Annotated in this window: 24 protein-coding genes; 20 read left to right on the top strand and 4 right to left on the bottom strand. The window is 69.4% G+C overall.

From position 1 onward, the window contains the following. Positions 1–10: 10 nt before the first annotated feature. The 4 genes from ACZ6Z4_RS15265 (at position 11) to ACZ6Z4_RS15250 (ending at position 1542) form a co-directional block, all read left to right on the top strand. Complete coding sequence (locus ACZ6Z4_RS15265) at positions 11–427, top strand: hypothetical protein (protein WP_465563225.1); 417 nt, start codon at positions 11–13, stop codon at positions 425–427. Positions 428–495: 68 nt separating this feature from the next. Further along, positions 496–726, top strand: a complete 231-nt coding sequence (locus tag ACZ6Z4_RS15260) for a DUF4926 domain-containing protein (RefSeq protein WP_465563221.1) — start codon at positions 496–498, stop codon at positions 724–726. Positions 727–895: 169 nt separating this feature from the next. Further along, positions 896–1102: a hexameric tyrosine-coordinated heme protein gene (locus ACZ6Z4_RS15255; RefSeq protein WP_465563218.1), complete on the top strand. Its 207-nt coding sequence runs from the start codon at positions 896–898 to the stop codon at positions 1100–1102. Between the two features lie 56 nt (positions 1103–1158). Next, positions 1159–1542 (top strand): MarR family winged helix-turn-helix transcriptional regulator, encoded by a 384-nt coding sequence (locus ACZ6Z4_RS15250; RefSeq protein WP_465563211.1) that lies wholly within the window; start codon positions 1159–1161, stop codon positions 1540–1542. Here ACZ6Z4_RS15250 and ACZ6Z4_RS15245 read toward each other — a convergent pair. Further along, the gene (locus ACZ6Z4_RS15245) at positions 1530–2339 is read right to left on the bottom strand and encodes a glycoside hydrolase family 16 protein (protein WP_465563207.1); all 810 of its coding nucleotides are present in this window, start codon (positions 2337–2339) and stop codon (positions 1530–1532) included. The genes ACZ6Z4_RS15250 and ACZ6Z4_RS15245 overlap by 13 nt on opposite strands. Before the next feature lie 134 nt (positions 2340–2473). On the opposite strand from ACZ6Z4_RS15245, the gene ACZ6Z4_RS15240 reads away from it, so the two are divergent. From ACZ6Z4_RS15240 to ACZ6Z4_RS15230, 3 genes are read left to right on the top strand one after another with little or no spacing between them, the layout of a single operon-like run. Next, positions 2474–3910, top strand: coding sequence for a GuaB1 family IMP dehydrogenase-related protein (locus ACZ6Z4_RS15240; protein WP_465563204.1), 1437 nt, complete (start codon positions 2474–2476; stop codon positions 3908–3910). A gap of 44 nt (positions 3911–3954) precedes the next feature. Beyond that, positions 3955–4920: an iron-siderophore ABC transporter substrate-binding protein gene (locus tag ACZ6Z4_RS15235; RefSeq protein WP_465563200.1), complete on the top strand. Its 966-nt coding sequence runs from the start codon at positions 3955–3957 to the stop codon at positions 4918–4920. Between the two features lie 4 nt (positions 4921–4924). Next, positions 4925–5920, top strand: coding sequence for a methyltransferase (locus ACZ6Z4_RS15230; protein ID WP_465563196.1), 996 nt, complete (start codon positions 4925–4927; stop codon positions 5918–5920). Here ACZ6Z4_RS15230 and ACZ6Z4_RS15225 read toward each other — a convergent pair. Beyond that, positions 5872–7290 carry a TIGR01777 family oxidoreductase gene (locus ACZ6Z4_RS15225; RefSeq protein ID WP_465563193.1) on the bottom strand — a complete coding sequence of 473 codons (1419 nt, stop codon included), beginning with the start codon at positions 7288–7290 and terminating at the stop codon, positions 5872–5874. The genes ACZ6Z4_RS15230 and ACZ6Z4_RS15225 overlap by 49 nt on opposite strands. Before the next feature lie 140 nt (positions 7291–7430). On the opposite strand from ACZ6Z4_RS15225, the gene ACZ6Z4_RS15220 reads away from it, so the two are divergent. The 4 genes from ACZ6Z4_RS15220 to ACZ6Z4_RS15205 are packed head-to-tail and all read left to right on the top strand — an operon-like array spanning position 7431 to position 10128. Continuing rightward, entirely contained in the window at positions 7431–8252 is an 822-nt protein-coding gene (locus ACZ6Z4_RS15220; RefSeq protein ID WP_465563190.1) for a DUF4397 domain-containing protein, read from the top strand. Further along, complete coding sequence (locus ACZ6Z4_RS15215; protein WP_465563187.1) at positions 8249–8860, top strand: class F sortase; 612 nt, start codon at positions 8249–8251, stop codon at positions 8858–8860. The genes ACZ6Z4_RS15220 and ACZ6Z4_RS15215 overlap by 4 nt, the downstream gene beginning before the upstream one ends. A 55-nt stretch (positions 8861–8915) precedes the next feature. Continuing rightward, positions 8916–9485 (top strand): RNA polymerase sigma factor, encoded by a 570-nt coding sequence (locus ACZ6Z4_RS15210; RefSeq protein WP_465563185.1) that lies wholly within the window; start codon positions 8916–8918, stop codon positions 9483–9485. Beyond that, positions 9469–10128: an anti-sigma factor gene (locus ACZ6Z4_RS15205; protein ID WP_465563182.1), complete on the top strand. Its 660-nt coding sequence runs from the start codon at positions 9469–9471 to the stop codon at positions 10126–10128. The genes ACZ6Z4_RS15210 and ACZ6Z4_RS15205 overlap by 17 nt, the downstream gene beginning before the upstream one ends. Here ACZ6Z4_RS15205 and ACZ6Z4_RS15200 read toward each other — a convergent pair. Continuing rightward, positions 10125–10610 carry a MarR family winged helix-turn-helix transcriptional regulator gene (locus tag ACZ6Z4_RS15200; protein WP_465563179.1) on the bottom strand — a complete coding sequence of 162 codons (486 nt, stop codon included), beginning with the start codon at positions 10608–10610 and terminating at the stop codon, positions 10125–10127. The genes ACZ6Z4_RS15205 and ACZ6Z4_RS15200 overlap by 4 nt on opposite strands. Positions 10611–10683: 73 nt before the next feature. Here ACZ6Z4_RS15200 and ACZ6Z4_RS15195 point away from each other — a divergent pair, with 73 nt between their 5' ends. The 4 genes from ACZ6Z4_RS15195 (at position 10684) to ACZ6Z4_RS15180 (ending at position 15092) form a co-directional block, all read left to right on the top strand. Beyond that, the gene (locus ACZ6Z4_RS15195; protein WP_465563177.1) at positions 10684–12693 is read left to right on the top strand and encodes an MMPL family transporter; all 2010 of its coding nucleotides are present in this window, start codon (positions 10684–10686) and stop codon (positions 12691–12693) included. A 219-nt stretch (positions 12694–12912) separates the two neighbouring features. Then, complete coding sequence (locus ACZ6Z4_RS15190; RefSeq protein ID WP_465563174.1) at positions 12913–13470, top strand: hypothetical protein; 558 nt, start codon at positions 12913–12915, stop codon at positions 13468–13470. A gap of 57 nt (positions 13471–13527) precedes the next feature. After that, positions 13528–14136, top strand: a complete 609-nt coding sequence (locus ACZ6Z4_RS15185; protein ID WP_465563172.1) for a hypothetical protein — start codon at positions 13528–13530, stop codon at positions 14134–14136. Between the two features lie 317 nt (positions 14137–14453). Further along, on the top strand, positions 14454–15092 hold the full coding sequence (locus tag ACZ6Z4_RS15180) for a hypothetical protein (RefSeq protein ID WP_465563169.1): 639 nt from the start codon (positions 14454–14456) through the stop codon (positions 15090–15092). Positions 15093–15103: 11 nt separating this feature from the next. Here the strand turns inward: ACZ6Z4_RS15180 and ACZ6Z4_RS15175 are convergent, their stop codons facing one another. Next, positions 15104–15979 carry a serine/threonine-protein kinase gene (locus tag ACZ6Z4_RS15175; protein ID WP_465563166.1) on the bottom strand — a complete coding sequence of 292 codons (876 nt, stop codon included), beginning with the start codon at positions 15977–15979 and terminating at the stop codon, positions 15104–15106. 278 nt (positions 15980–16257) lie between these two features. Here ACZ6Z4_RS15175 and ykgO point away from each other — a divergent pair, with 278 nt between their 5' ends. From ykgO to ACZ6Z4_RS15150, 5 genes are all read left to right on the top strand, one after another. Next, complete coding sequence (gene ykgO / locus ACZ6Z4_RS15170) at positions 16258–16380, top strand: type B 50S ribosomal protein L36 (protein WP_363668478.1); 123 nt, start codon at positions 16258–16260, stop codon at positions 16378–16380. 57 nt (positions 16381–16437) lie between these two features. Beyond that, positions 16438–17091 carry an HAD family hydrolase gene (locus tag ACZ6Z4_RS15165; RefSeq protein ID WP_465563163.1) on the top strand — a complete coding sequence of 218 codons (654 nt, stop codon included), beginning with the start codon at positions 16438–16440 and terminating at the stop codon, positions 17089–17091. Positions 17092–17204: 113 nt separating this feature from the next. Then, positions 17205–18851 carry a type 2 periplasmic-binding domain-containing protein gene (locus ACZ6Z4_RS15160; protein WP_465563159.1) on the top strand — a complete coding sequence of 549 codons (1647 nt, stop codon included), beginning with the start codon at positions 17205–17207 and terminating at the stop codon, positions 18849–18851. Positions 18852–18854: 3 nt separating this feature from the next. Beyond that, positions 18855–19790 carry an ABC transporter permease gene (locus ACZ6Z4_RS15155; RefSeq protein ID WP_465563156.1) on the top strand — a complete coding sequence of 312 codons (936 nt, stop codon included), beginning with the start codon at positions 18855–18857 and terminating at the stop codon, positions 19788–19790. Continuing rightward, positions 19787–20668, top strand: coding sequence for a carbohydrate ABC transporter permease (locus tag ACZ6Z4_RS15150; RefSeq protein WP_363668484.1), 882 nt, complete (start codon positions 19787–19789; stop codon positions 20666–20668). The genes ACZ6Z4_RS15155 and ACZ6Z4_RS15150 overlap by 4 nt, the downstream gene beginning before the upstream one ends. The last annotated feature ends 9 nt before the right edge of the window (positions 20669–20677 follow it).

Genomic DNA, 20677 nt, shown 5'->3' with positions numbered 1-20677 from the left:
TGGTTTCTCGATGGAGTTCATTCACCATCGGCCTACTCCGGCCGAGGACATTGGGCGGTTGCTGGAGAGGATGGACGGGGCTGAGATCTTCGCCGTCTGCTTGTGGCCGATGCCGGTTGGCAAGAGCCTGGATCAGTTCGACCGCAACGTGTGGTCTGCGGGGTACATCCAGTGTGCTGGGACTGCGAGTCGGATGACGGTGGAGATCCAGAAGGTGGATGTCGGACTACGGCGGCAGTTTGTGATCGGGCGTGCGGGCGGCCGGAAGGACGGGTTGGAGACCGTGACCTGGGACTCGGGGAACTACTCGTTGCAGGTGCGGGGGAACGAGTTGCTTGACTGGGTTGAGGCGACGAGGTTGTTCGTCGGGTATTACCAAGGGAAGAAGGTCTCTGGGGACTTCGAGCTGCGGGAGTTCGAGCTGTGAGGTGAAGTACGAGGACGTCGTTCGGGGACGCTGGTGATGGCTGACCCGGTCGGGGGTGAGCTGGGTCGGTGGACGTGGGAGGGCGCAGTGTGCTGAGTCCGCTTGACGTTGTGCGGATTCCGGCGGGGCTTCCGGAGCACGGGGTGGCTGCGGGGGCTCGGGGTGTTGTGTTGGAGGTCTGGGGGACCGCGTACGAGATCGAGGTCACGGACTCCGAGGGGAGAAGCATCTTCGTCGGGGCGGTCGAAGCCGGCTTGGTCGAACTGGATGACACCTCGGGCTGGCGTCAGGGGGACTGAACGGATTCGCGGGTGAGAGAACTTCTTGGCGGCGCAGGCCCGCGTGACGGGGGCCTTGCGGCTTAGACCTTGGTATCTCGATAACAGGTTTGTTGACCGTCCAGGGTCGCGCTGATAGATTGCGTATTAATAGTTAAAGCGTTAAGGAATGGGATGTGTGGTGGCGAACATGTTGTTGACGGAGACGCCGGAGGCTGGGCGGGAGTTGGCGGTGAAGTTGGCTCGGTTGTCGGTGAAGGCGGCGCAGCCGGATGCTGAGGTGCGGGGGAGGTTGCGGGCCGTTTACGCTGAGGATGCGGGGAGTTTGATTGCGGTGGCGCACGTGGTGGCGGTGGAGTTCGCGACCATTGCGGCGGCCAACGAGTACTGGAGGTAGCGATCAGCGCGACACCGTCGATTCTGGAGCAGCCGTGTTTCGCTGTGTACGGGGCGATGCACAGCATCACGCGGGCCTATCGGCCGTTGCTGGAGCCGCTGGGGCTGACTTATCCGCAGTACGTCGTGATGATGCTGCTGTGGGAGCGCGATGAGGTGTCGCTGAACGACATCGCGCGGCGGGCTCGGCTGGACTCGGCGGCGGTGACGCCGTTGCTGAAGCGGTTGGAGGCGCGGGGGGTCGTGGCGCGACGCCGCTCGTCGGAGGACGAGCGGCGCCTGGTGGTGACCGTCACGGAGGAAGGTCGCGCGTTGCAGCAGCAGGCCAGTGGGGTGGCTGACGCGATGCTGTGCTTGGTGGGGCTGGATGCCGAGCAGGAGAAGACGTTGCGCGCGTTGTGTGCGCAGGTCGTCGAGGCGCTCGACGGTCAGAGTGCGTAGATCCTGACCCAGTCGATGTCGTACGACGCCGGTTGCATCGCGTTGCCGTGGAAGTTGTCGAGTTGGATGGTCAGGTGGCCGGACGGCATGCACTGGATGCACTTGCGGAGGTTGTTGGCGCCGCCGGAGTGGGAGAACCACTGCTTGCCGTCGATGAAGCCGCGGACGTGGTCGGGGGTCCACTCGACGGCGACGTTGTGCCAGTCGGTGAGTGGGGTGCCGCAGTCGGATTCGCGGGTGAAGATCTGCTGGACGGCGGCGTCGGCGTTGTGCGGGTAGTGGATGAAGGACTCGGCGCAGGCCTCGCCGGGGGCGCCGTTCTCGAGGAAGTCGTACTCGCCGTCCTCGGGCCAGCGGTCGGAGTCGGGCCAGACGATCAGGAGCGGGTGGTACTGGCGGCCGTTGTCGGCGCCCTGGGGGTTCGAGCGGATGCGGGCTTCCCAGCGGCCGTACTGCCGGCCGAGTTTCGAGGCGAGCCAGGCGGAGTCGCCGTTGGCCAGGCCGGTTTGGGTCAGTACGCCGTTCGCGACGGTCGAGCGGGAGGCGCAGCGGCGGCCGTTGCCGGCGTGGCCGGGCCAGCACTCGCCGGCTTGGGACCACTTCGCGGCGTCGGGGGAGCCGGTGTAGTCGAACTCGTCGGACTGGGGGAGAGGGGTGCCCCAGTCGAAGGTCTCCGCCGCGGTCGTGCCGTCAGCTGAGGTGGAGGCGTCAGCCGACGTGGAAGCCGTGGCCGGAGAGAGCAGTCCGGTACACAGCGTGAGGGCCAGCAGCGGGCCGGCCAGGAGAACTTTTCGCATCACGAGCTCCTCGAGGTGGGGGTTCGCCCACTCTCCAAGCGCCTCGCGCCCCGGATCGGCCGCTGACCGGAACAGGTCACGTAGCCTCGGACCGGGAGCACGTCCGGGCGGGACAACACAGTGAGGTGGTCGGTGTGCGCTTCATCCAGGGACCGGTACCAGGGCAGGACCTGACGTTCAACGACGTCTTCCTGGTGCCGAACCGGTCGGCGGTGGCCTCGCGGCTCGACGTCGACCTGTCGACCAGCGACGGCAGCGGGACGTCGATCCCGGTCGTCGCCGCGAACATGACGGCGGTCTCCGGGCGCCGGATGGCCGAGACGATCGCGCGCTGTGGCGGCCTGGCGGTGATCCCGCAGGACATTCCGGTGCCGGTGGTCACCGAGGTGGTCTCCTGGATCAAGGACCGCCACACCATCTACGACACGCCGCTGGTGATGACTCCGGGCGACACCGTCGGGGAGGCGCTCAACCTGCTGCCCAAGCGCGGGCACGGCGCGGTGATCGTGATCGACCAGGGCCGCGCGGTCGGCGTCGTCACCGAGGCCGACTGCCAGGGCGTCGACCGGTTCACCCAGCTCGACTCGGTGATGTCGCGCGAGCTGCTCACGCTTCCGGCCGGGATCGACGCGGAGGCCGCGTTCGATCAGCTGTACGACGGCCGCCACCGGCTCGCCCCGGTCGTCGACGGCGACGGCCGGATCGTCGGCATCCTGACCCGGCAGCGCGCGGTCCGCGCGACCTTGTACGAGCCCGCGGTCGATGCCGGCGGCAAGCTTCGGGTGGCGGCCGCGATCGGGATCAACGGTGACGCCGAGCAGAAGGCGAAGGCGCTGCTCGACGCCGGGATCGACGTCCTGGTGATCGACACCGCGCACGGTCACCAGGAGCGGATGCTCGACGTACTGCGTACCGTTCGCGCCCTCGATCCGCAGATCCCGGTGGTCGCCGGGAACGTGGTCACGGCCGACGGGGTCTCCGACCTGGTCGAGGCCGGCGCCGACATCGTCAAGGTGGGCGTCGGGCCGGGCGCGATGTGCACGACCCGGATGCAGACCGCCGTCGGGCGGCCGCAGTTCTCCGCCGTACTGGAGTGTGCGGCCAGGGCCCGCGAGCTCGGGAAGCACGTCTGGGCCGACGGCGGTGTCCGGCACCCGCGCGACGTCGCGCTCGCGCTCGCTGCCGGTGCGTCGAGCGTGATGATCGGGTCGTGGTTCGCCGGGACGTACGAGTCGCCGGGTGATCCGCACCACGACAGCAACGGGCGGATCTACAAGGAGAGCTTCGGGATGGCGTCGGCGCGCGCGGTCGCGAACCGGACCGCCGAGGACACGCCGTTCCAGCGGGCCCGGAAGAGCTTCTTCGGCGAGGGCATCTCGACCGCGCGGATGTACCTGGACCCGGAACGCCCGAGCGTCGAGGACCTGCTCGACTCGATCGTCTCCGGGGTGCGCAGTTCGTGCACGTACGTCGGGGCGGGGACGCTGGAGGAGTTCCACGAGCGTGCGGTGGTGGGGATCCAGACGGCCTCGGGGTACGCCGAGGGGAAGCCGCTCGACAAGAGTTGGTGAGGACCCGATGCTCAAGCAGGTTTAGGGCAGCCTATCCTTAGTTCATGCGCAGACTTGTTGCCTCAACGCTGGTTGCCGTCCTGGGTGCGTCGCTGGTGGCGTGCGGAAGCGATTCCGGCGGTACCGAGAGCGGCGGAGCGCCGTACGCGAAGGTGGCGACGAAGTTCGGTGAGGTGAGCATCCCGGCGGAGCCGAAGCGGGTGGTCGCGCTCGGCTGGGGTGACGCCGAGACCGCGCTCGCGCTCGGGGTGCAGCCGGTCGGCGCGAGCGACTGGCTGGCCTTCGGCGGCGAGGGCGTCGGAGTGTGGGCCAAGGGCAAGTACCAGCAGGCGCCGCAGCTGATCGGGACGCTGGAGCCGGAGTACGAGAAGGTCGCGGCGCTGAAGCCGGACCTGATCCTGGACACCAAGTCCAGTGGTGACCAGGACCGGTACGACACGCTCAAGGCGATCGCGCCGACGGTCGGCGTACCGACCGGTGGCGAGTCGTACAAGGTGTCCTGGGAGCAGCAGACCGAGATGGTTGCCGCGGCCCTCGGCAAGGTTGACCAGGGCAAGGAGTTGATTGCCGCGACCAAGGAGAAGTTCGCGCAGGCCGTTGCCGCGAACCCCGAGTTCGCCGGGAAGACGATCACGCTGGGTGCGAAGACCGGTGAGGGGTACGGCGCGTACGTCAGCGGGACCGGCCGGGTGAACTTCGTCGAGCGGCTCGGCTTCAAGAACAACCCGACCATCCAGGCCAAGGCGACCGAGAAGTTCTCCGTCCCGGTGTCGCGGGAGAATCTCGACCAGCTCAACGCCGACCTCGTCGTGATGGCGCCGATCGGCGTCAAGGCGCAGGAGATCACCGCCGACCAGCTGTTCCAGGCGGTGCCGTCGGTGAAGGCCGGGCACGTGGTCGTCTTCGACGACAAGACGATCAGCTCGGCGTTCGCGACCGACTCGGTGCTGTCGACTACGTACGCACTGGAGAAGGTCGTTCCGCTGTTCGCGGAGGCCCTGAAAGACTGACCGGATGAACCCCGCCGAGACCGAGCGCGCCCTGCAGGAACTGCACCGGATCACCGACCTCACCACCCCGTACGCCGTCCGCGCGGCGGTCTCGCTCGGCCTGGCCGAGCAGATGGCCGACGGCCCCAGGTCGGTCGAGGCGCTGGCCGAGGCCGTCGGCGCCCAGCCGGCTGGGCTGCGGAAGCTGGTCCGGGTGCTCGACGGCTTCTTCACTCTCCACAACGACGAGGTCGGCCTGGGCGAGCGCGGCTGGATGCTGCTGGAGGACGCGGTGCGGGCCCGCCTCGACCACGCCAACGGGTACGCGCGGGTGGACGACGCTTGGCCCGGGCTCCTGCAGGCGATCCGCTCGGGCGGGTCCGGGTACGAAGCTGCGCGCGGGAAGGCGTTCTACGACGATCTCGGCGAGGACGAGCGGCTGGTCGCGACGTTCGACGGGCAGCTCGCGGAGTGGTCGGGGCACTGGACGACGAGGCTGGTCGAGCTGCTCGGGTTGACGACCGAGCATGTCGTCGACGTGGGCGGCGGCACGGGCGCGTTGCTGGCGGCGATTCTCCAGGCGCGGCCGGGGGTCACGGCGACGCTGGTGGAACTGCCGTCAACGGCGACAAGAGCCACGCGTCTGTTCGAGGAACGTGGCGTGAGCGACCGGGTGACGATCGCGGCGCAGAGCTTCTTCGAGGAGCTGCCAGCAGGCGCCGATCTCTACTTGATCGTGCAGGTGCTGCACAACTGGGCGGACGCCGAGACCGTTGCCATCCTCAAGCGGCTGGCCGCCGCCGCGGGCGACCAGCCGATCGTCGTGGTCGAGCGAGTGAACGGCGTTGCAGACAACGCCGCCGACGTGGCCTCGGACCTGCTGATGTACGCCGTCTTCGGCGCAGGCGAGCGCACCGAGGCGGAGTATGCCGCGCTGGCGGCCGAGGCCGGACTCGAGATTGCCGGCACCCGTCAGGTGCTGGGAGCGCTGTCGGCGGTGGAGTTGCGTCCGAGCAGGTGACGCAGCGCGCCGTCGAGCTTGGGGTAGCGGAAGGTGTGTCCGAGGCGGTCGAGCACGGCGGGCACCACACGCTGCGACGCCTCGGCCAGCTCCTTCGCGCCTTCCGGGCCGAGCAGGATGCGCGGGCCGATCGACGGGACGCGGAACAGCGCCGGCCGGTGCAGCACATCAGCCAGCACGCGCGTGTAGTCGCGGTTGCGGACCGGGTCAGGCCCGACACCGTTGACCGGGCCGGACAGCTCGTCGTCCAGGAGCGCCCGGTGGTAGATGTCGAGCAGGTCGTCGACGCCGATCCACGGTTGCCACTGCTTGCCGCCGGCCAGCGGCCCGCCGAGCCCGGCGGCGAACATCGGGTACTGGAGCTTGAGGATGCCGCCGGCCGGGGTCTGCACGAGCCCGGTGCGGACGTTCACGACGCGCAGGCCGGCGTCGCGGGCCGGGTCGGTCGCGCGCTCCCAGTTCTCGACCAGGTCGGAGAGGAAGCCGGTCCCGCGTTCGCTGTGCTCGGTGAGCAGCTCGTCGCCGCGGTCGGCGCCGTACCAGCCGATCGCTGAGGCGCAGACGAAGATCCGCGGGTCGCTCGCGGCCGCGAGGGTCGCGAGCGCGCGCGTCGGGCCGATCCGGGACTCGACGATCGCGTGCCGGTGCGCGTCGGTGAACCGGCCGCCGATCGGCGCGCCGGCCAGATGGACCACGGCATCGACGCCGTCGAGCAGGTCGTCGGCCGGGTGATCAGGGTTCCACCGGCGCTCCGAGGGAGCCGACGGTGCGCCATCGGCGTCCCGCCGGCTCGACGGTGTGCCATCGACGTCCCGCCGGCGCTCGGACGGACTCGACGGCTCGCCGCGGACCAGCTTCACCACCGTGTGCCCCGCCGTACCGAGCAGAGCGACGAGCCCGCGGCCGACCGTGCCGTGCGTGCCGGTGACCGCGACGGTGAGCGGCTTGAAGCCCGGGACACGACGCAGCGCGGCCAGGTCGTCGGCGAGCTGCTGGTGCCGGTAGGCGAGCATCGAGCGGAGCAGGAAGCCGGGCACGTTGCTGTCGATCCGGTCCGTGACCCGGGTCTGGTCGTTGCCCACGGCATCGAACGAGTGGGTGTGCTTCCAGTTCACCGCCCAGCGCAGCGGCGCCGAGGTGAGCTCGTCGACGAAGTGGTCCGGCGCGGACAGGTCGGAGTGCTGGGCGACCCAGTCGATGCCGAACGGGAAGCCGAGCACCGCCTGCCCGGCGCCCAGGTCGTCGGTCTCCTGCTTGATCCGGACCGGCATCCACGGGGGCGTCAGCCGCTCGATCGCCCCGGGCCGCTGGTGCCACCCGAAGACCTCGTCGCGCGGCGCGGGGACGATGCTGCTGAGGCTCAGGCCCACGGTGTCTCCTTCGGTCGCCGACTCGTCACCAGGATCCCACCGCGCCAGTTTTGCATAAGTTTGGCGCCGCACCCGGTGCATCCGCCGCGCGGCCCGGGCCGGAACAGACAGGAACCAGAACACCGGACCAGGAGGGTTCCATGTCTGTACGACGTATCACCGCTCTGACCGCGGCCGGGCTGCTCGCCGCGGCGCTGCCCCTCGCGGCCGCGACCGGCGCGCAGGCCCGGCCGACCGCCAACGCGACCGTCTCGGTGCTGCACGCCGTCCCGGGCGCGACCGTCGACGTGTACGCCAACGGCAAGGCGCTGCTCACCGACTTCAAGCCGGGCACGCTGACCGACCCGCTGAAGCTGCCGGAGGGCGAGTACGACCTGAAGGTGACCGCGGCCGGGGCCGGCGCGGGTGGCGCGGCGGTCATCCAGGCCAACGACGTCGCCGTACCGGGTGGGGCGAACGTCACCGTCGTCGCGCACCTGGACGCGGCCGGCAAGCCGGTGCTGACGCCGTTCGTGAACGACACGTCGAAGCTGGCCGCGGGCAAGGCGCGGCTGACCGTGCGGCATACCGCGGCCGCGCCGGCGGTCGACGTACGGGCTGGTGGGAAGCCGGTCTTCGAGGGGCTGACCAACCCGAAGGAGGTCAAGGCCGATCTGCCGGCCGGGACCGTCAAGGCGGATGTCGTGCTCGCCGGTACGTCGACGGTCGCGATCGGGCCGGCCGACGTGAACCTGAAGGAGGGCACGAACACGATCGTGTACGCGTGGGGGAGTGCGAGCGGGAAGAACCTGAAGCTCGCGGTGCAGAGCATCTCCGGGCTGCACGGCAACCCGAGCGGGGTGCCGGGCGGGACCGGTGGTCAGGCCGCGCAGCAGGACGGCGGGATGCCGGTGTGGATCGGGCTGCTGGCCGGGGCGCTGGTGGTCGGTGCCGGTGTGACAGTGGTGCGCGCTCGGTCGTGAGGAACTGGGTGATCGTTGGTCTGCTGCTGCTGCTGCTGCTGCTGCTGCTGGTGAGTGGATGCGGTGGCAGCGCGCCAACAGCAGCAGAACCTCCCGCAACTCCGTTGCCATCAGCAACCGTCGTACCGGAGTCGGAGCCGGAGCAGAAGCCGGCGCCGAAGCCGGTGCCGGCGCCCGAGCGGGTGGCGATCGCCTCGATCGGCCTGGACCTTCCGGTCCGGGCGGTCGGGGTGGCCGCGGACGGGCAGATGGAGCTGCCGAAGGACCCCGCCGTCGTCGGCTGGTACAAGTTCGGGCCGGCGCCCGGGGACCGCGAGGGCTCGGTCGTGCTCGGCGGGCACCTGGACAGCCGCGAGTACGGCGTCGGGCCGCTGGTGAAGCTGCGCAAGCTCCGGAAGGGCGCGGTGATCGAGGTCCGCGCCGGCGGCTCGACGACGACGTACCGGGTGGAAGGAGTGCGCGATGTCGACAAGCGGGAGCTGGCTGTCGGTGACCTCTTCGCGCGCACCGGCGCCCGCCGGCTCCACCTCGTCACCTGCGGCGGACCGTACGACGCGAAGGGCGGTGGGTACCGCGACAACCTCGTCGTCAGCGCATCGCCGCAGTGAGTCGCCGCGGCTGCGCACTGACCGAGACCGGGCTCAGGCGGTTAGAGTGCCGCTCGTGAGCGGCGTGGAGTCCGGGCCTGCGCCGGCCGAGATCGCGAAGGGATTCGCGGACGGCCGGGAGGACAGCCTTGCCGACGCCTACCGGCGCTGGTCGGGGCTGGTCTTCACGCTCTGCCTGCGCGCGCTCGGCGACCGCGCCGACGCCGAGGACGTCACCCAGCAGGTGTTCGTCTCGGCGTGGCGCGGCCGCGGCAGCTTCGATCCGGGCGCCGGTGAGCTCGGCGCCTGGCTCGCCGGGGTCGCGCGGCACCGGATCGCGGACCGGCTCGCCGAGCGGTACCGCGCCCAGCGGAACCAGGTCGCGGCCGAGAGCGTGCTCGAGCGGGAGGCCGAGCCCGGGCATGACCAGGTGCTGGTCGACCGTGTGGTGATCGCCGACGAGCTGGACCGGATCGACGAGCCGCGCCGAACCATCCTCCGGCTCGCCTTCTACGAAGACCGGACGTACGCGCAGATCGCGGACCGGCTCGGCCTACCGTTGGGCACGGTCAAGAGTCATGTACGCCGTGGGCTGCTGCAGCTGCGGGACCGGTTGAAGGAGGTGAAGGGTGACGACGCATCTTGACGACGAGCAGCTGGCCGCGTGGGCGTTCGAGCGGGTCGCGCCCTCCGGCGAGGCTGCCGATCACCTTCGCGACTGTGCTGAGTGCGCGGGCAGTCTGGAGGAGCTGCGGGAGCTGGCCGGTGGTGAGCTGCCGCGGATCGAGGCGCCGCCGGCTGAGGTGTGGGAGCGGGTGAGTGCCGAGCTCGGGTTGGCCGGAGCTACGCCGGTACGGCGGCGCGGGCGGTGGTCGGTTGTGCTGGCGGCGAGTGTCGCTGCGGTCCTGGGGATCGGTGTCGGGATCGGCGGGACGTTGCTGGTCGGGCAGGACGAGGAGCCGGCGGCCGTCGTACAGCTGGCGCCGTTGGCCGGGAAGTCCGGGAGCGGTACGGCGGGGTTGGTGCGATCCGGTGGTGAGCAGCAGTTGCGGGTCTCGGCGTCGGGGCTGGCCGCTGAAAGCGGGTACTTCGAGGTGTGGCTGATCAACGAGGACGGGAAGCGGATGGTGTCGCTCGGGGTGCTCGCGGGTGGGCACGACGGGACGTTCCAGGTGCCGGGGGATCTGCCGGCGCAGGGGTACCGGATCGTGGATGTGTCGCTGGAGCCCGATGACGGGAATCCGGCGCACTCGCTGGACAGCATCATCCGGGGGGCGCTGCCGGCTTAGGCCTCGCCGGAGTCCAGCTGGGTCCGGTAGGTGCGGAAGGCATCGATCGTGGCGCTCAGGTACCGGCGTACGACAGCCAGCTCCTCCGGAGTGAAGTCGCTCGTGACCTCGCGGTGCAGGTTGCCGAGCGGGCCGAAGAACTGCTGCGCCAGCTCGAGCCCCGCGTCGCCGTAGTGCAGGTTGACCCGCCGCCGGTCACGCTCGTCGCGCTCACGGCGGACATGACCGGCCCGTTCGAGCCGGTCGAGCAGCGTCGTCACTGCCCCGGTGGTGAGGCCGAGCTCGGCGGCCAGTTCGCCGGCGGTCAGCGGGCGGCCGCCGTCGCCGGCGACCAGGACGCGGATCAGCGCCTCGATGTCGGTCCCGTGCACCCCGTGCCGGTGCGCGAAGGCATGGCCGATCCGCTGTCCCTCGGCCACGAAGGTCTGCACCAGCCGGACCAGCTCGTCGCGTCCGGCCTCCGGCGGCTTGCGCGCAGTCACCTGCACCTCCTATTGTCTTGATCATCAAGATACTTGATTCTCAAGATTTCCCGTCGAACTGTGTGGAGTCACTGTGCCAGGTGTCCGTTCCGTCCTTCGCTCCCGCCGGGCTGCCGCGCTGGTGGTGCTCGGCGGACTCGGCGTCGCCGTCCTGGCGCTGCTGTTGCCGACGGCCACTCCGGCCGAGCCGCGGTCGGCGACCGGGCTGTCGACCAGCGCCGAGTCGGCGCAGGTCGAGCAGTTGCGGGACAAGCTGCCGAAGGCCGACGAGTCGACCGCGTTGATCGTGTTCAGCCGGGGTGGTGACGGCCGGCTGAGCGCGGGGGATCAGAGTGCGATCCGGCAGTTCGCCAAGGCCGGACCGCCGCCGCAGTTCGCCGAGAACGGTCAGGTCGCGCTGGTGATCCGGCCGCTGCCCGCCGCGGACGAGGCGGGGACCGAGCGGCAGGTCGACGAGCTGCGGGCGAGCGTCCGCGAGCAGCTGCCGGATGGCGTCGAGGCGCAGGTGACCGGGCCGCCCGCGTTCACGACCGACCTGACTCGGGTGTTCGACGGCGCGGACGTGCGGCTGCTGATCGTGACCGCGGCAGTGGTCGCCGTACTGCTGCTGCTGACGTACCGCAGTCCTGGGCTCGTGCTCGTTCCGCTCGTTGTCGTCGCGCTGACCGAGCAGGTGACGACCGCGCTGTCGGAGCAGGCGCTCGCGGCGCTCGGTCTGCCGGGTGGCGGGCAGGTCACCGGCATCACCAGCGTGCTGGTCTTCGGCGCGACGACGGACTACGCGCTGCTGCTGATCGCGCGCTATCGCGAGCAGTTGCGTGGCACTGAGGATGCGCTGGAGGCTTTGCGCACCGCCGTACGACGAGTTGCCGAGCCCGTGCTCGCGAGTGGTGGCACGGTGATCGGCGCGCTCGCGGTGCTGCTGCTCGCGAGCACGGAGACGCTGCGCGGGATCGCGGTCACCTGCATCATCGGGATCGCGCTGGCGATGCTCGCCGGGCTCGTGGTGCTTCCGGCCGCGCTGGCGGTTTGTGGGCGCGGGATCTTCTGGCCGTTCGTGCCGCGGGTCGGCGACGCGGCGCGCGACGGCAAGGTGTGGGGGCGGCTCGGCGGGATGGTCGCGCGGCGGCCGGTTCCGGTACTGGTGGCGGCGACGCTGCTGCTCGCGGGGTTCGCGGCGGGGACGTTCGGCGTACGGACGGGGCTGGCGCAGAACGAGCAGTTCCGGGTGGAGCCCGAGTCGGTGCAGGGGGCGAAGGTGCTCGCGGCGGCGTTCCCGGCGGGGACGACCGAGCCGGTCGTCGTACTGGGGTCGCCTGGTGATGCCGCCGAGATCACGCGGGTCGCGAAGGGTGTCGACGGCGTCGCGTCCGTGCGGCCGGGAGCGCGGACGGCCGAGCTCGCGCAGTACGACGTGGTGCTGACGTCGGAGCCGGGGAGTGCGGAGTCGTTCGCGACCGTCGAGCGGCTGCGGGCCGAACTCGATGCCGTTGGCACCGATGTGCTGGTGGGCGGCGGTGCGGCGGAGAGTCTGGATCTTCGCGAGGCGGATCGACGGGATCAGTTCATCGTGATTCCGCTGGTGCTGCTGCTCGTGGGTGCGGTGCTGGTCGCCGTACTGCGGTCGGCGCTGGCGCCGCTGCTTCTGCTGCTGACCGTGGTGGCGTCGTTCTTTGCGAGCTTCGGGCTGAGTTGGTTGGTGTTCGACCACGTCTTCGGGTTCCCGGCGCTCGATGGGTCGGTGGTGCTGCTGTCGTTCCTGTTCCTGGTGGCACTCGGGGTGGACTACAACATCTTCCTCAGTACGCGGGCGCGCGAGGAGGCGGCGACGCGGGGGACTCGGGAGGGGATGCGGGTCGCGTTGGCGGTGACGGGTGGGGTGATCACGAGTGCCGGGTTGTTGCTGGCAGCTGTCTTCGCGGTGCTCGGGGTGCTGCCGCTGATCACGCTGACGCAGGTCGGGGTGATCGTCTGCGTGGGGGTGCTGCTGGACACCCTGCTGGTGCGGACGGTCGTCGTACCGGCTCTGGCTTTCCTGCTCGGGGATCGGTTCTGGTGGCCGGCGCGAGTGCGGGCGGAGTGAAGGGAATCGTTTGCGCAAACGGTTCCGCACATCTCGGTGACGTTGCGGTCACCTAACGTGTGCAAAAAGGCGCGGGTGATCGGAAAGCGTTGTCTCCCGCGTGGAGGCGTCGAAAAAGGGTGATGAGGCAACTAGTTGGCGCTCAGATGAGCTGTCTGGGACGGCGTGAGAGCGGGCACATGCTGCGTCGAGTGTCCGCCGACGTTGGAGTTGATTCAGATGCGCAAGGCAACCGCCCTGGCCGGAGTCGCCACCTTGGGGATCACCGGACTGCTGTCCGTCCCGTCCGCAGAATCCGCGGCGCCGCCGCCCGGCCAGCACTGCGTGGGGAGCAGGACGACCGGCGCCCAGCAGTGTTTCGGGACGTTCACCGAGGCGATCAGCACGGCGACGCACGGCGCGGTGACGACGGCGCCGGCCGGAGTACCGAACGCTGCTGAGAAGGCAGCGCTGAACTCCAGGATCAGTGCGAGTCGGGATGCTGCTGGCGAGGTCATTCAAGGAACGTTCTTCGACAACCGTGACTTCGGCGGCGCCTCCTTCACCGTCACCGGAGCTGGGTTGTGCGACGGCTCCGACGGAGTGATCAACTACGAGTTCACCTTCCCGGACGACTGGTTCAACCGGATCAGCTCCGTCCAGCCCTGGGCCAGCTGCAAGATCTGGCTCTACCCCGACGCCAACCTGACCGGCGACCGGGACGGCCCCTTCACCGCCAACACCGGCTGGATCGGCGAGTTCATGGACGACCGCACCGACTCCGTCGGCTTCAGCTGAGATTCCCCTTCCCCTGCGACGGTTTCGCCCCAACCAATCAAGTGAGGAAGTAGAACCATGTCGAAACGAGTGATCGCCCTGACCGGTGCCGCGTTCCTCGCGGCCGCCACCACCCTGACCGCCGGCTCGGCGTACGCCGCGGACGGCCCGACCGGGCGGGAGCTGCTGGACAAGTGCAACAACGGGACCGACAGCTGCGTGTTCCACCCGTACGGGCCGCCGGAGACGTTCCGCGGTGACGTGCACCAGGTCGGGGACACGGTCTTCAACTGCACGGCCGACCTGCAGCGCTCGACGGTGAAGTGGTCCGAGACGACCGGTGAGTCGAACAGCTTCGGGGTCTCGCTGTCGGCGGAGTACGGGTTCTCGGACGTGTTCAAGGTGTCGATCGAGACGTCGTACCAGCACACCTGGGAGAGCTCGAGCACGGTCGGCCAGGACGACAGCATCGATGTGAAACCCGGCGAGAAGGGCTGGGTTGAGCGAGCCACCGAGATGAACCGGGTCAAGGGCCAGTACGAGATGCACTTCCCGGACCGGTACTACGACCACTACATCTGGTACCAGGAGTTCGAGGCGGTCGGCCCGGTCAAGGACGCGCCCGGACTGATCACCAAGAAGACCGCCGTGATGACTCCCGAAGAGAAGTCCCAGCACTGCGGCTGAGCCTTCAACCGTCCCTTAGGTGACTGAACGGTGTCGATTTCTCTCAAGGGCTTGCCGAATCCCTGCTGGAATCGATACCTTCCTTCCGGCTCGACCTGGCCGTTCCCCCCGTGACGGCCAGGCCGAGCCCCTAGGGCTTGTCTCCCGATTCCCGCCTACTGCGCGGCACTCGGCACGGCATCTCGGAGCACTGGAGAAAAGCCCACGATGGAAAAGCATCGAGGGCTTCCCTCCAGCACTCCGAGCTACCGCACCGAGCACCTGCTCGCTACGGCGGGAATCGGGAGACAAGCCCTTGCGTCCAGTACCGTCGGCGGATGCGGATCCTGTACGTCGGCAACAGCTTCACCTCGCGCAACAACCTGCCCGGGACGCTCGCCGCGATGGCGGCGACGCGGGGGATCTCCGTGGAGCATCGGCTGATCTCGGCGGGTGGTGCGTCGTTGCGGCAGCACCTGAACGCGGGGAAGGCGCTCGCGGAGATCGCGTCCGGCGAGTACGACGTGGTGGTGCTGCAGGAGCAGAGCACGCTGCCGGTGAAGAGCCCGGCGCGAATGCGCGAGAGCGTGCGCGACTTCCACGCGGCGATCGAGGCGGCGGGTGCGCGGACGGCGCTCTACTTGACGTGGGCCCGACGCAACCAGCCCGAGGCCCAGGCCGCGCTGACGACGGCGTACGCCGAAGCGGCGGCCGAGACTGGTGCGACGCTGATCCCGGTCGGGCTGGTGTGGGAGCGGTTCTTGGCGACGTACGACGAACCGGTGCTGCACGATCGCGACAACAGTCACCCGGCGCCGGCGGGGAGCTACCTGGCGGCGTGCGTGTTCCTGGTCGCGCTGCTGGGGGAGAACCCGGTGGGGATCGAGGTGCCGGTGAAGGGGGTGGACGCCGAGACCGCCGAGCTGATCAGGCGCGCGACCTGGAGCATCTGTGCGGACTTGGTGGAGGGCCGCTAGCGGGGAGGCCGTCAGAGGGTGAAGGCTGTTGCCTGGGCTGTGTCGGCCGCTGGGGTGGTGGGGAGGGGGATGCGGCGGGGCTTGCGGTGCGGGTACTTCAGGTACGTGTGCCAGCACCAGGTGGCGACGTCGGCGGCGTTGGGGCGGTCGGTGGGGTTCTTGGCGAGCATGCGGAGCAGGTAGCGGCGGAAGTTGCGGTGGACCTGGTCCGGTTGGGCGGGGCACTCGTGGACGTGCTGGCGGAGGACGCCGGTGGGGGTGTCGGCGACGAAGGGTGGGTCGCCGGTGAGGAGTTGGTAGAGGACGCAGCCCAGGGAGTAGACGTCGGCGGCGGGGCCGGAGGGTTGGGCGCTGGCGCGTTCGGGGGCGAGGTAGTAGCTGGTGCCGAGGATGTGGCCGGGCGGTGCGTCGTCGGCGGTGTCGGTGACGAAGCGGGCGATGCCGAAGTCGGCGATCTTCACTGTGCGGTCGGCGGTGATCAGCAGGTTGCCGGGTTTGATGTCGCGGTGCACGACGCCCTCGGAGTGGGCCGCGGCGAGGCCCTCGGCGACCTGGGCGGCGATCCACGCGGCCGACGACGGGTCGAACGAGCCCTCGCGGCGCAGCTCGGCCGCCAGGTTGTTGCCGTCGACGAGCTCCATCACCAGGTAGCAGCTGTCGCCGTACGGGCCGAAGTCGTGGACGCCGATCACGTGCGGGTTGTTCACCACCGCGCCGGCGTGCGCCTCGCGGCGGAAGCGTTCCATCGCGCGGGCGTCGGTGTGCTCCGGGGGCAGCAGCTTGATCGCGACCGGTCGGCCGAGCAGCTCGTCGGTGGCCCGCCAGACCTCACCCATCCCGCCCCGCCCGAGCACCGTCTCCAGCTGGTACCGATTCGCGATCCGCATCGTCGCCTCCCGGGTCCCCGTGTGACCCGTCAGGTACCCCGGGCGGTGACCGGCCATGCGCGGACCGCGACGAGTGGGCAACGGATCGGCGGATGGGCGATGATTGAGGTCGGTCGCGCGCGCTGGTTCGCACAACGCGCGCGACCTGAGTAATTGAACTACCCGCGGGTCGTTGAATTACCTGACTACTCGGTGCCCACCTGCCGCGATCTCACACCCCCGGGAACACCACGGGCCCCTTCCGTGTTCTGTCAGCAGCAGGACGAAAGGAGCCACGGATGAAGGTCAGGAACTCGCTCAGGGCACTGAAGTCGCGCCCCGGCGCACAGGTGGTCCGGCGGCGTGGTCGCGTCTTCGTGATCAACCGCCGCGACCCGCGCGTCAAGGCCCGTCAGGGCTAGGAACGCCAACCCCGGAAGGCCCGCGCCCGGCGCGGGCCTTTTAGGGTTACCGGCGTGATGAGGCTCAAGGTGTCCCACATCGTCTGGGACTGGAACGGCACGCTGCTCGACGACAACGCCGCGGTGCTTGCCGCGGTCAACGAGGTCTGCGCCGGTTTCGGCCGGCCCGTGCTGACCTGGGACGAGTGGCGTGAGGTGTACGCCCGCCCGATGAAGCTGTCGTACGAGAAGCTCCTCGGCCGCGAGCTCGACGACGAGGACTGGGCGCGGGTCGACAAGCTCTACCACGACCGGTACGACCTGCTGCTGCACACGTGCGGGCTGGCGATCGGCGTACCGGACGGGCTGCGGACGTGGGGTGCGACGGGCCGGACCCAGTCGCTGCTGTCGATGTGGTTCCACGCGCAGCTGGTCCCGACCATCGACGGATTCGGGCTGACCGAGCTGTTCCAGCGGGTCGACGGGCTGCAGAGCGCGGTCGGTGGCGGCTCGAAGGCCGAGCATCTGGCGCTGCACCTCGAGGCGCAGCGGCTGGACCCGGCGGACGTCGTACTGATCGGTGATGTCGTCGACGACGCCAACGCCGCCAAGGCCGTCGGGGCGCAGTGCGTGCTGGTGACGACCGGTGCGATGTCCCGGACGGCGCTGCAGGCAACGGGCTTCCCGGTGACCGACTCGGTCCCGGACGCGCTCTCACTTCTGGCCGACTGATCTCTTGCGCCGACGTCGGTCGGCGGTCTACGGTCTCCGAGTTAACGTTTAACTGATTTTTTCTGAGCGTTTGGCGTCGAAAAGATCAGAAACAGTCACCGAGGAGGCAGGTCATGTCGGGTACGGCGGAACGCAGGTTGGATCGGCGACGGTTCCTCGGGCTGAGCGCGGCCGCGGTGGGCGCGGTGGCGTTCGCCTCCGCCTGCGGCGACGGGGGTGCGCAGGCGGGCGGCGCGAAGGCGTCCGGGGACGTCGCGCTGCCGACGTACAAGCCGTTCGGCGGGCTGACGCCGGAACTGCCGGGCGCCGAGTCCGGGCTCGAGCCGGGGTTCCTGAAGTTCCCGGAGAACGCGATCGCCAGCGTCCAGTCGCCGCCGCTGAAGAGCGCGGTGACCGCGCTCACCGAGACGTTCGCGACGCCGCCGCCCCCGATGGGCAGCAACCCGATGTGGCAGGCGCTGAACCGCGCGCTCGGCGGGGACCTGAAGCTCACCATCGGCACCGACCCGGGCTACCCGGAGAAGTTCGCCACCCTGCTGGCCGGCGACTCGCTGCCGGACCTGATGTGGCTGCCGCCGAACCAGGGCATCCCGAACGTCGGCCCGATGCTGGAGGCGAAGTTCCAGGACCTGACCAAGTACCTGTCCGGTGACGCCGTGCTGGAGTACCCGAACCTGGCCGCGCTGAAGCCGGCCTCGTGGCGGACCGCGGTCGTGAACGGCAAGATCTGGGGCGCCCCGATCCCGTCGACGCCGTTCGGCCAGGTGATGATGGGCAACCCGAAGACCTGGGCGAAGGTCGGCGGCCTGCAGTGCACGAGCGCCGAGGAGTTCTTCGCCAAGTGCAAGGAGCTGACCAGCGGCACCAACTACGCGCTCGAGCCCGCGATCGTGAACATGCTGCACATGTTCGGCGAGTGGTTCGGCGCCCCGAACGGCTGGCGGGTCAACTCCGACCGCTCGCTGACCCACCTGTACGAGACCGACAACTACAAGGCCGCCGTCGAGTACGCCGCCAAGCTCTGGGCCGCGAAGGTCTTCTACCCCGACCTCAACCTGGCCGACGCGACGCCGAAGACCGTGAACGGCCAGATCGCCGCCCAGGTCACCGTCGGCCCGCGCGCGACGTCGGACTTCCGGGCGCTCGACCCGACGCTGTTCGTCGACACGCTGATCCCGTTCGGCCACGACGGCAAGGCCGAGCCGGTCTACGACATGGGCTACGGCACGGTCGGGTTCACGCCGTTCAAGAAGACCGACGAGGGCCGGATCCGGGAGCTGCTGGCCCTGGTCAACTACCTGTCGGCGCCGTTCGGCACCAAGGAGTTCCTGCAGAAGAACTTCGGTACGGCCGGCGAGCAGTACCAGCTGGACGCGCAGAAGAACCCGGTGCTGACCAAGGCCGGGACGCAGCAGGCGCCGGGGCTGGTCAGCGCGCTGCAGATCATGACCGCGCCGGAGAGCGTGATCTTCAACCCGGCGTACCCCGACGACACGCGCAAGATCCACGCGACCGAGCAGCAGCTGCTGAAGTTCGCGATGCGCAACCCGACCGCCGGGACCTACTCCGACACCAGCAGCAAGGTCGGGCCGAAGCTCACCGAGGCGTTCCGCGACACCATCGTCGACATCGTCACCGGCCGGCAGAAGATCGGCGCGTACGACGAGGCGCTGAAGCGCTGGAAGTCCGGTGGCGGTGACAAGATGCGCGGCGAGTTCGAGGCCGTGCTGCCCGCGGGCGTTCCGGTGACCGGGTCCTGAGCGATGCGTGGACCTGACAAGCTGCCGTTCGCCGTCCGCTGGCGCCGCGACTGGCAGATGGTGCTGCTGATGATCCCGGGCGTCGTGTTCCTGCTGGTCTTCTTCTACCTGCCGGTGATCGGCAACGTGGTGGCCTTCCAGGACTTCCAGCCGTACCTCGGGATCATGCACAGCGAGTGGAACGGCGTCCAGAACTTCGTCAACCTGTACGCCAACCCCGACTTCTGGGACGCGCTGCGCAACACGCTGATCCTCGCGCTGGCCCAGCTGGTGCTGTTCTTCCCGGTACCGCTGGCGCTCGCGCTGATCGTCGACTCGCTGGTCAGCAACCGGATCCGGCGCGCCTTCCAGACCGTTGCCTACCTCCCGCACTTCCTGTCCTGGGTGCTGGTGATCGCACTGTTCCAGCAGTCGCTCGGTGGCGCGGGGTTCGTGAACAACCTGCTCCGGCAGGCCGGGCTCGACCCGATCCCGTTCATGACGAACCCGGACACCTTCCCGCTGCTCGTCGTCGCGCAGCTGGTCTGGAAGGACGCGGGCTGGGCGATGATCATCTTCCTGGCCGCGCTGACCAGCGTCGACGTGGCCTTGTACGAGGCCGCGGCCGCGGACGGCGCCGGGCGCTGGCGGCGGCTGTGGCACATCACGTTGCCGTCGATGCGGACCGTCATCGTGCTGCTGCTGATCCTGCGGATCGGTGACGTGCTGAGCGTCGGCTTCGAGCAGTTCATCCTGCAGCGCGACTCGGTCGGACCGGGTGCCGCGGAAGTGCTCGACACCTTCACGTACTACGCCGGAGTGGTCGGCGGCGACTGGAGCAGCGGTGCCGCGGCCGGTCTGGCCAAGGGCGTGATCAGCGCGCTGCTGCTCTGGGGGGCCAACACGATCGCGCACCGGCTCGGCGAGCCGGGCATCTTCCAGAAACGAGGAGCCGAATGAGCGCGCGCCCGATCTGGAAGGAGCGGCCGTCGCCGCTGTACCAGTCGGTGAAGACGCTGGTGCTGGGCGGGTTCGCGGTCGCGATCATCGTGCCGATCATGGTGGTGATCTCGACCTCGCTGGCCAGCGACCAGGACATCATCGACGCCGGCGGGTACGTGCTCTGGCCGGCGCACCCGACGGTCAAGGCGTACGAGACGCTGTTCAGCGGCGGCCTGATGGCGCGCGCGATCGGGGTCAGCCTGTTCGTCACGATCGTCGGTACGGCGGTCGCGCTGGCGACCACGATCGCGCTCGCCTACGCGACCTCGCGGCCGGTGCTGTTCGGCCGGCCGGTGCTGCTGATGGTGCTGTTCACGCTGCTGTTCGCGCCCGGCATCATCCCGATGTTCCTGGTGGTCAAGCAGCTCGGGCTGATCGACAGCCTGTGGTCGCTGATCCTGCCCGGCGCGCTCGGTGCGTTCAACTTCATCGTGCTGCGGACGTTCTTCATGAACGTGCCCGGCGAGCTGCTGGAGAGCGCCCGGATCGACGGCGCCAGTGACTTCACCATCCTGCGCAAGGTGGTGATGCCGCTGTCGAAGGCGGTGATCGCGGTGGTCGGGCTGTTCTACGCGGTCGGCTTCTGGAACGCCTTCTTCAACGCGCTGCTCTACCTCAACGACACGTCGAAGTGGCCGGTCCAGGTGATCCTGCGGACCTACGTGCTGCAGGGCAAGTCGCTGTCGGCCGACCAGCTCGGCGTCGAACCGCTGCCGCAACCGCAGTCGCTGCAGATGGCCGTCGTCGTGGTCGCGCTGGTCCCGATCGCGATGGTCTACCCGTTCCTGCAGCGACACTTCACGAAGGGTGTGATCACGGGTGCGGTGAAGGGCTAGGAGACAATG

It is taken from the genome of Kribbella sp. NPDC104740, assembly GCF_055583505.1.
The sequence above is the reverse complement of the archived record's forward strand: the minus strand, read 5'-3'. Positions and strand labels throughout refer to the sequence as shown.

Coding starts and splice junctions, on each gene's coding strand:
- ACZ6Z4_RS15265 (WP_465563225.1), top strand. CDS start 11: ATGGAGTTCATTCACCATCGGCCTACTCCGGCCGAGGACATTGGGCGG.
- ACZ6Z4_RS15255 (WP_465563218.1), top strand. CDS start 896: ATGTTGTTGACGGAGACGCCGGAGGCTGGGCGGGAGTTGGCGGTGAAG.
- ACZ6Z4_RS15250 (WP_465563211.1), top strand. CDS start 1,159: ATGCACAGCATCACGCGGGCCTATCGGCCGTTGCTGGAGCCGCTGGGG.
- ACZ6Z4_RS15245 (WP_465563207.1), bottom strand. CDS start 2,339: ATGCGAAAAGTTCTCCTGGCCGGCCCGCTGCTGGCCCTCACGCTGTGT.
- ACZ6Z4_RS15235 (WP_465563200.1), top strand. CDS start 3,955: ATGCGCAGACTTGTTGCCTCAACGCTGGTTGCCGTCCTGGGTGCGTCG.
- ACZ6Z4_RS15230 (WP_465563196.1), top strand. CDS start 4,925: ATGAACCCCGCCGAGACCGAGCGCGCCCTGCAGGAACTGCACCGGATC.
- ACZ6Z4_RS15220 (WP_465563190.1), top strand. CDS start 7,431: ATGTCTGTACGACGTATCACCGCTCTGACCGCGGCCGGGCTGCTCGCC.
- ACZ6Z4_RS15190 (WP_465563174.1), top strand. CDS start 12,913: ATGCGCAAGGCAACCGCCCTGGCCGGAGTCGCCACCTTGGGGATCACC.
- ACZ6Z4_RS15185 (WP_465563172.1), top strand. CDS start 13,528: ATGTCGAAACGAGTGATCGCCCTGACCGGTGCCGCGTTCCTCGCGGCC.
- ACZ6Z4_RS15180 (WP_465563169.1), top strand. CDS start 14,454: ATGCGGATCCTGTACGTCGGCAACAGCTTCACCTCGCGCAACAACCTG.
- ACZ6Z4_RS15175 (WP_465563166.1), bottom strand. CDS start 15,979: ATGCGGATCGCGAATCGGTACCAGCTGGAGACGGTGCTCGGGCGGGGC.
- ykgO (WP_363668478.1), top strand. CDS start 16,258: ATGAAGGTCAGGAACTCGCTCAGGGCACTGAAGTCGCGCCCCGGCGCA.
- ACZ6Z4_RS15165 (WP_465563163.1), top strand. CDS start 16,438: ATGAGGCTCAAGGTGTCCCACATCGTCTGGGACTGGAACGGCACGCTG.
- ACZ6Z4_RS15160 (WP_465563159.1), top strand. CDS start 17,205: ATGTCGGGTACGGCGGAACGCAGGTTGGATCGGCGACGGTTCCTCGGG.
- ACZ6Z4_RS15155 (WP_465563156.1), top strand. CDS start 18,855: ATGCGTGGACCTGACAAGCTGCCGTTCGCCGTCCGCTGGCGCCGCGAC.
- ACZ6Z4_RS15150 (WP_363668484.1), top strand. CDS start 19,787: ATGAGCGCGCGCCCGATCTGGAAGGAGCGGCCGTCGCCGCTGTACCAG.